5 protein-coding genes and 3 pseudogenes are annotated in these 7,357 nt (G+C 57.5%); 4 read left to right on the plus strand and 4 right to left on the minus strand.

The annotated features are described in order from the left end of the window. Positions 1 to 220: 220 nt before the first annotated feature. The 4 genes and pseudogenes from PFEN_RS31150 to PFEN_RS30870 form a co-directional block, all read right to left on the minus strand. On the minus strand, positions 221 to 895 hold the full coding sequence (locus tag PFEN_RS31150; protein ID WP_191489072.1) for an AMP-binding protein: 675 nt from the start codon (positions 893 to 895) through the stop codon (positions 221 to 223). After that, a complete protein-coding gene (locus PFEN_RS31155; RefSeq protein WP_191489073.1) occupies positions 888 to 1,331 on the minus strand; it encodes an AMP-binding protein in 444 nt (147 codons plus the stop codon). The genes PFEN_RS31150 and PFEN_RS31155 overlap by 8 nt, the downstream gene beginning before the upstream one ends. Before the next feature lie 22 nt (positions 1,332 to 1,353). Further along, positions 1,354 to 1,644 carry a hypothetical protein gene (locus PFEN_RS30865; protein ID WP_263596636.1) on the minus strand — a complete coding sequence of 97 codons (291 nt, stop codon included), beginning with the start codon at positions 1,642 to 1,644 and terminating at the stop codon, positions 1,354 to 1,356. 3 nt (positions 1,645 to 1,647) lie between these two features. Then, a pseudogene (locus PFEN_RS30870) lies at positions 1,648 to 3,260 on the minus strand (acetaldehyde dehydrogenase (acetylating)); the annotation flags it as partial. Between the two features lie 433 nt (positions 3,261 to 3,693). Here PFEN_RS30870 and leuA point away from each other — a divergent pair. The 4 genes and pseudogenes from leuA to PFEN_RS23685 all read left to right on the plus strand — a co-directional run. Further along, a pseudogene (gene leuA / locus PFEN_RS23675) lies at positions 3,694 to 5,384 on the plus strand (2-isopropylmalate synthase). An 89-nt stretch (positions 5,385 to 5,473) separates the two neighbouring features. Continuing rightward, positions 5,474 to 5,950 carry an AraC family ligand binding domain-containing protein gene (locus PFEN_RS31635; RefSeq protein WP_412071475.1) on the plus strand — a complete coding sequence of 159 codons (477 nt, stop codon included), beginning with the start codon at positions 5,474 to 5,476 and terminating at the stop codon, positions 5,948 to 5,950. Further along, a complete protein-coding gene (locus tag PFEN_RS31640) occupies positions 5,926 to 6,123 on the plus strand; it encodes a helix-turn-helix domain-containing protein (RefSeq protein ID WP_412071476.1) in 198 nt (65 codons plus the stop codon). Before PFEN_RS31635 ends, PFEN_RS31640 begins: the two co-directional genes overlap by 25 nt. 225 nt (positions 6,124 to 6,348) lie before the next feature. Beyond that, positions 6,349 to 7,357 (plus strand): annotated as a pseudogene (locus tag PFEN_RS23685) (TolC family protein); the annotation flags it as partial.

The following is a 7,357-nucleotide window of genomic DNA, read 5'->3' on the forward strand; positions in this document are numbered from 1 at the left end:
AAGACAATGGCATCCTCAATCGCCGGCAAGGCATTGCGAACCCATTCTCGATCTCGGACAGATTCACGAGCATGCCGCGGATCTTGATCTGGTTATCTCGTCGCCCCAGGCAGATCGACTTGTCGTCCGACACGCGCGAGCGTAATCCCCGGTGAAGTAGACGAGACGCACGACGTCATCGATGGATGCCTGAAACGTTCCGCCTGCAGAGAAGGGTTGTTCAGATAGCCTCTGCCGACACCCATGCGGAGATCACGATCTGACCAATGTCTCCCACGGCAACCGGACGATCCGTCATCAAGAATGTCCACGCAATTACCAACAGGGTTGCCCATGGAATGCCTTCGGCCAGATAGGTCTGGTAGTCAGACATGGTGTAAGACGTCGCCACGTCCGTGCATTCAGCAACGCCGTACTGGTGGATCAAATTGCATGCGGAGCCTTTTTTCCGGGCCCAATCCATCACCCGGGCGGTTGCCAGTGCCTCACCGCCGATAAACAGATGCCGTAGCGTCCCCAGGCGGTCCCCGGCCTGGCCGGCCTGGATGATCAGATAGAGGGAGCTGGGTGCCAGGTGAATGCTGCGGATTCGGTGACGTTCAATGAGATCGACAATCTCGTAGCCATCAAACACGCTACTGCTGGTGAGTGAAATTGCCGCGCCGCAATACAGTGGTGTTACCAGGCTGCGCTGGGAAATGTCGAAGCCGAATGCCGATACCAAAATGCCGTTGGCTTCCTGGTCGAGGCCATATTCATTGACATGCCAGTTGATCAGATTCGCCCAGCTGCGATGAGTAATGGCGACAGCCTTGGGAATGCCAGTAGTACCCGAAGTGAATACGGTGTAGCAAAGGTCGTTCTCCCGGGCCGGCGAGACAAATGCTTCAGCCATGGGGGCTTTGCGCCAGTTGCCGGCGCAAGGATTCGATCTCGGCGACCGCGAGCGGTACTTCCTTGAGGATCTCGGCGGTCTGCGCGGTGGCGAAGATGAGTTTGAGATTCGCCAGTTGTTGAATCATCAGCATCAGTCGAGAGGCTGGATTGGCAATATCCAGCGGTACATAAGCCGCGCCGCATTTGAGAATCCCGATGATGCAGACCAGGGTCGACACAGACGGCTGGAAAAAAATCCCGACCAGGTCTCCCGCCTGAATACCTTGGGCTCTCAGATAAGCTGCCAGAGCGGAGGATTCACGATCAAGTTGGGAGTAGGTCAATGTTTCATATACGTTGCGTACGGCGACAGCATCAGGCGTTTGTGCCGCCCAATAAGCCACTTTTTCATGAATCATGGGCGCGCGAATGCCCTGCTTATCAATAAAAGACATCGATTTACTTCCTGAAGTGGAGTCAGTTGGTGGTGGAGAGTCTGGCCGCGGTCTCGATGATGATGTCTTCCTGTCCAGCCACTAACTTGCGTTGACCCAGTAGTTGATAGAGTTGAAATTCGTCCACTTTGAATTGCTCCGCCGCGCGTTTTATATGCGGTGCAAAACCGGAGAACAGGCCATGAATGCCACTGGCGATATTGGCAGCCCCAATGTGCGGAGTCAGGCAATCCAGATAGTGTTCCGAGGAGCGCGCCAGGCTGGCGGCCGCTTCAAATGAACACTGCGTCCGATACCCCAGGCGATTGAGCACTGCAATCAGGGTCTCGAGTTGAGTATTACCGGCGCCCGCGCCAAAGCCTTTGATGCAGGCGTCCAGCAGTTCGGCGCCTTCCTCAACCGCGGCGATTGAGTTCGCCACAGCCATGCCCAGATTATTGTGGGCATGAAAACCAGTTTCGTATCGGTCAACTGCTGAATCGCCTGGATCCGCCAGCGCACATCGTCAGGGGTAAGGTAACCTGCGCTATCCATGAGAATGATTGCATCGGCGCCGTAGCTCGCCATGAGCGAGGCTTGTTCGGCGAGCACTTCCGGTTCGGCCATGTGGCTCATCATCAGGACGCCATAAACGGTCTTGCCCTGGTTTTTGACGGACTCGATATAAGGCGCGGTGATGTTGGCTTCGGTGCAATGAGAGGCGATCCGGAAGACATCGACACCCATATCGATGGCAAGCTCGAGGTCTGTCGATTTGCCCAAGCCGGGAATGAAATGAACACCCAGCCGCCCATGCCGGATCGCTGATCTGGCTGTCTCGAGCATTTTCTGGTCATTAACGCTGCTGATCCCCAACAGCGCCGAAGAGCCGCCGAGTCCGTTGCCATGGCCCACTTCAATGATGTCGATGCCGGCGGCATCCGCCTGCTCGGCATATTGACGGATCTGGTCTATTGAAAGCTGGTGTCGCACGGCATGGTTGCCATCGCGCAAAGTGCAGTCAGTAATGGTAATCATGCGGCGGTCCCGCTCCCAGCAAGCAGAATGGAGTTCGGCGACAGCAATGGCGGCACAATTGATAATGTCCAGGTTGCCAGCGTAGGCCGGCAGGTAATCACCGCTACCTCGCACAGTCACGCTCATGGTCAGGTGGCCCTTCGATTCGATGGGCTCCAGGACCATCTGGTAGCCGGGAACATATTGTTGAACGCGAGCAACCATCTGCCTGACACTCGCCCGAACTTTCTCGATGCATTCATAGTTGCCCTTGGCGAACACTGTCGTCTGCATGTCGATGCCAGGTTTGGCCGGGTTGATATTCAGAACCGCCTTGGTCATGCCAGCGCCGCTGAAATGCCGCAAGGCTTGTTCGGTGGTCAAAATGTACTGATTGATGTTTTCTCGGGTCGCCAGACCGGCGCTGTTTGACGCGATGGTCGAGGCGACTTCGATATATTCCAGGGACTGGAAAGACTGAGCGATCGCATAGGCCAATGGGATGCTTGCCTGGCCGCCACAAGTGATCAGATTCACGTTGCGCTCGTTGGCCATGCTGTCCAGATTGATCGACGGTACGCAGATCGCCCCGATCTTCGCGGGCGTCATGTCTATCGCAAACAGGTTGGCCTTGCGAAACACCTGGTCGTTGATCCGGTGAGATTGCGCGGAGGTCGCATCGAAAACAATGTCGAGCTCATCGCCGTGCTCGGCCAAAAACTCAATCCCCTCGGCTGAGGTTGCAATGCCCAATTCGCGGGCCCTGGCCAGACCGTCGCTATTGGGACTGCGCCCTATCACCATTCTCAGATCGAGATGATGAGAACGCATCGCCTTGTACATCAAATCTATCCCTATGCTTCCCGATCCGATGATCGCGGCGCGTTTGCGAGGCATTGCTGATTCCATTTTCGCTGGCTCCTGACCTGACATCCTTTACCGTTACCTCGCTTGGGACCCCTACCTGCTAGTGGGGCCCTAGCCCGTTTAGTAACGATAATCAGCCGCCCAGGGATTTGCTTGTACGTTCTTGGGTTCAGGCAAAAGATGCGAGGGGCTGATGATCCACAGCCGTTTTCGCGCCCATTGCCGAGGGTGTGTCTGTTGACGATGGACTGGAAGGTTTAGCCAAGGTAGGTAAGTCCGCTTGCCACGCGTCCAAGATGGTCTTGATCGGACTCCAGTAGGAGTAAAAACCAAAAAATCGCCTGTAATTGGTGTTTTCAGTGTTTTTTTTATCTTTCGGATCTGATTTCGCAATTTGTATCAAGCTATGTTCGACTAGCATTGGATCCAAAGGTCGGTGGTGCAAAGCCCCCTTGGCCGGCCGCGGACGAAACGGTTCTAAATAAAAAGGAGAAACACCATGATGCTCAAGGATCCTTCCAGCAAATATCGACACTTCGCCACCGTGGACCTGGCGGACCGCCAATGGCCCAATCTTGTCCAGAAAGCGGCGCCTACCTGGTGTAGCGTTGATATGCGTGATGGCAATCAGGCGTTGATTGAGCCATGAATGCGGAGCGCAAGCGCCGGTTCTTCGAGCTGTTGGTCAAGGTCGGTTTCAAGGAAATAGAAGTGGGCTTTCCGGCCGCATCGCAAACCGATTTCGACTACGTTCGCGAGCTGATTGACAGTAACGCGATTCCCGACGATGTCACCATTCAGGTCATGACTCAGGCTCGCAGCCATCTCATCGAGCGGACTTTCGAAGCGCTAAAAGGGGTTCCGCGTGCCATTGTGCATGTCTACAACGCCACGGCGCCGGTGTTTCGTGATGTGGTGTTTGGCGTCGACCGTGCGGGTTGCATCGAGATCGCCACGCAGGCGACTCGAGAGATCAAGCGTCACATGGAGAACAATCCAGGCACGCAGTGGACCTTCCAGTATTCCCCTGAAACCTTTTGCTTCACCGAGTTGGATTTCGGCCTGGAAATCTGTGAGGCGGTGACGGACGTCTTTGCGCCTACCCCGGACAACAAGATGATCCTGAATCTGCCGACCACGGTCGAAGTGTCTACCGCGAATGTCTTTGCCGATCAGATTGAATGGTTCTGTCGACATTTCAGTCGCCGTGACAGCGTTGTCATCAGTGTTCATCCGCATAATGACCGGGGCACCGGTGTCGCCACCGCCGAGCAAGCGTGCCTGGCCGGTGCCGAGCGCGTGGAAGGCACCCTGTTCGGTAATGGCGAGCGAACCGGCAACGTCGATATCCTGACCTTGGCGATGAATCTCTACACCAGCGGCATAGACCCGCAGCTTGATTTTTCGGACATCATTCACGTACAGCGCGAAGTAGAGCACTGTAATCAACTGCCTACTCATCCTCGTCATCCCTATGCGGGTGAGCTGGTGTTCACCGCATTTTCAGGTTCGCACCAAGATGCGATCAAGAAAGGTTTTGCCGCGCGCCAGGCCAACCCTGACGGCTTCTGGAAGTTCCTTACCTGCCGATTGACCCCGCCGATATGGGGCGCAGCTACGAGGCGGTGATACGCGTCAACAGCCAATCGGGTAAAGGCGGGGTTGCCTATCTGCTTGAGCAGCAGGGTATTGTCATGCCGCGCCGGTTGCAGATGGAGTTCAGCAGCTTGGTCCAGCAGGAGGCGGACGGTTCGGGTCAGGAGATCAGTGGCGAGATGATACTGGCGTGTTTTACCCAGCACTACCTGGATCAGGGGAATCCCTACACGCTGGCGCAGCCTAAATTGGTCAGCGAAGGTGATGTGACCTACCTGGAGGGAACGCTGCATGCCGGCAGGGACAGGATCGACCTGAGCGGTGAGGGCAACGGTCCGTTGGCGGCGCTGGTCGATGCCTTTGCCCATCGTGGCCTGATCTTCGATATCGCGGATTATCACGAGCACTCTACCCGCGATGGCGCGCAAGCGGAGGCACTGGCCTATGTCGAGATTCGCGTGGGCAACCAGTTGCTGTTTGGTGCGGCGCGTGACGGCAGCAGCTTGCTGGCTTCCCTCAAGGCGCTGACCAGCGCAGTCAATCGCGCGTCGCCTTGGGCTGTTGAACGTGCTGAGCACAGCGGTGCCGTCCTGAGATGAACGCGCACACAGCCCTGGCCGCGCTGGCCGGTAACTACTGTCATGCGACATAGTTGCTTCGCATCGGCATACGAGGGGCAACTGGTGCATGCCATTGACGGCGTGATGCTGGTCTCGGTAGCTGGCACGACCTGGATCGTGCCTTCCGGGCATGCGCTCTGGGTACCTTCGGGTAGGGAACATCAGGTCCGTATGACGGGCGACGTCCGTATGCGCACGTTACTGATTACCCCGGGTGCCCACAGCGCCCTGGCGGAAGAATGCCAGGTTATCAAGGTGTCGCCACTGTTGCGTGAGTTGATCGTGGCGGCCGCGGGTGAGCTCAATGATGAAGGTGCTCGATTGCGCCATGCACAGATCGTCGATCTGATTTTCTCGGAGCTCGCCAGGGCGCAGCCGGTAATGGCTCATGTACCTATCCCTGCCGAGCCTCGACTGAAGTCGCTCTGTGCCGACTTTATCGACAATCCCTCCCAGGAGTCGAAGCTGGAAAGTTGGGCAGGGCAACTGAACATGAGTTCACGGACCCTGCTCGCTTGTTCCAGAAAGAACTGGGCATGAGCTACAGCGAGTGGCGCAAACGCACGCGGTTGCTGCTCAGTCTGCAGCGATTGGCTTCTGGCGCGTCGATTCTGGAAGTGGCGCTGGAGCATGGTTACCAAAGCCCCAGTGCATTCACCGCGATGTTCAAGCGCACCATGGGTTACACCCCGAGCAATTGCCGTTCGGTCTAGCTCCTTCCTTGAAATCCAATAGTCCTTGCCGAGCATGGTCGACCCTTACGGGCGACCATGCCTCGGCATGTCTGTGGTTTGGCGGCTTGGAGGCTGAGCCCCACGGTTTTCAAAGGCAGATTGTTCAGTTGTCCTAATCGAAACGATGGTTGTCTGGAACTCAGGAGAAGCGGGAGTGGCCGCTCCCATAACCTGCGTCTCTACTCAGAACTCTGGATGCTTGCGATGCGCTCGCCTTTTTTTACCGCGTGGCACGGCCATATTCCGCTCTTGGGCATGGCGGCCATTCTTTTGACCGGCTGCTCCACATGGATCACCCATCAGCCGGCACAACCGCATCTGGCGCGCATCAACCCCCTGAGCAGCTTGCCTCAAGGCGTGTCCGCCCAAGCGCTGCCCGAACGATGGTGGCGGTTGTACAACGACCCCAGACTTGACCGCCTGGTGGAGCAGGCATTGCTCCATAACCGGGATCTGGCGACGGCCCAGGCCCATGTCCAATCGATGCTGGCCGGGATCACGCAGGCCGACGCCGAGCGCTGGCCATCCACTCAGGCATCACTCGGCGCCACTTACGGCAAATCTGCCGATGACCAGACGCTGGCCAAGGCTACCGATAGCCATGCCCCCTCGCAGTGGCAGTTCAATCCCGGCTTTGAACTGGCCTATCAGGTGGATATCTGGGGCCAGGTTCAGCACAGCATCGAACGCGCCCGGGTCCAGGCCGCCGCCGCGCAGGATGCGGAAGATCTGCTGCGTCACCGTCGCCGCACAAACCACCCGCGCCTATGTGAATGCCTGTGCCTTGGGCGCGCGAGCCAAGGTCCAGCGCGACTCTCTGGACGTCGTTGCGCAAAGCCTTGCGCTGATCGACCGACAGCGCCGGGCCGGGTTGGTGACTGATCTGGAATACACCCGGATGCAGGTGCTGCAGGGGGAAACCCTGGCCTTGTTGCCGATGCTCGAAGCGCGTCGGCAGGTAGCGTTGTACGAGCTGGCGATGTTGACCGGTGTTACCGACCTGAAGCAGGACCCGCGGCCGCGGCCTGTGAAGCCGTACCGCAGCTCAATGCCGAGTTGCCGGTGGGGGATGGCTGGCGGTTGTTGGCGCGTCGCCCGGATATTCGCCAAGCCGAGCGGGTATTGCAGGCGGCCTCGCTGCAGGTGGATATCGTTCAGGCGGATTTGTACCCGAAGGTGACCTTTGGCGGTTCGCTGTCCTCGTCCAGTCATG

Source organism: Pseudomonas sp. FEN, from assembly GCF_904067045.1.
Lineage (GTDB): Bacteria > Pseudomonadota > Gammaproteobacteria > Pseudomonadales > Pseudomonadaceae > Aquipseudomonas.

What these genes read in the sequence shown, in the direction of transcription:
- PFEN_RS31155 (WP_191489073.1), bottom strand. Translation starts at nt 1,331, where the DNA reads ATGTCTTTTATTGATAAGCAGGGCATTCGCGCGCCCATGATTCATGAA.
- PFEN_RS31150 (WP_191489072.1), bottom strand. Translation starts at nt 895, where the DNA reads ATGGCTGAAGCATTTGTCTCGCCGGCCCGGGAGAACGACCTTTGCTAC.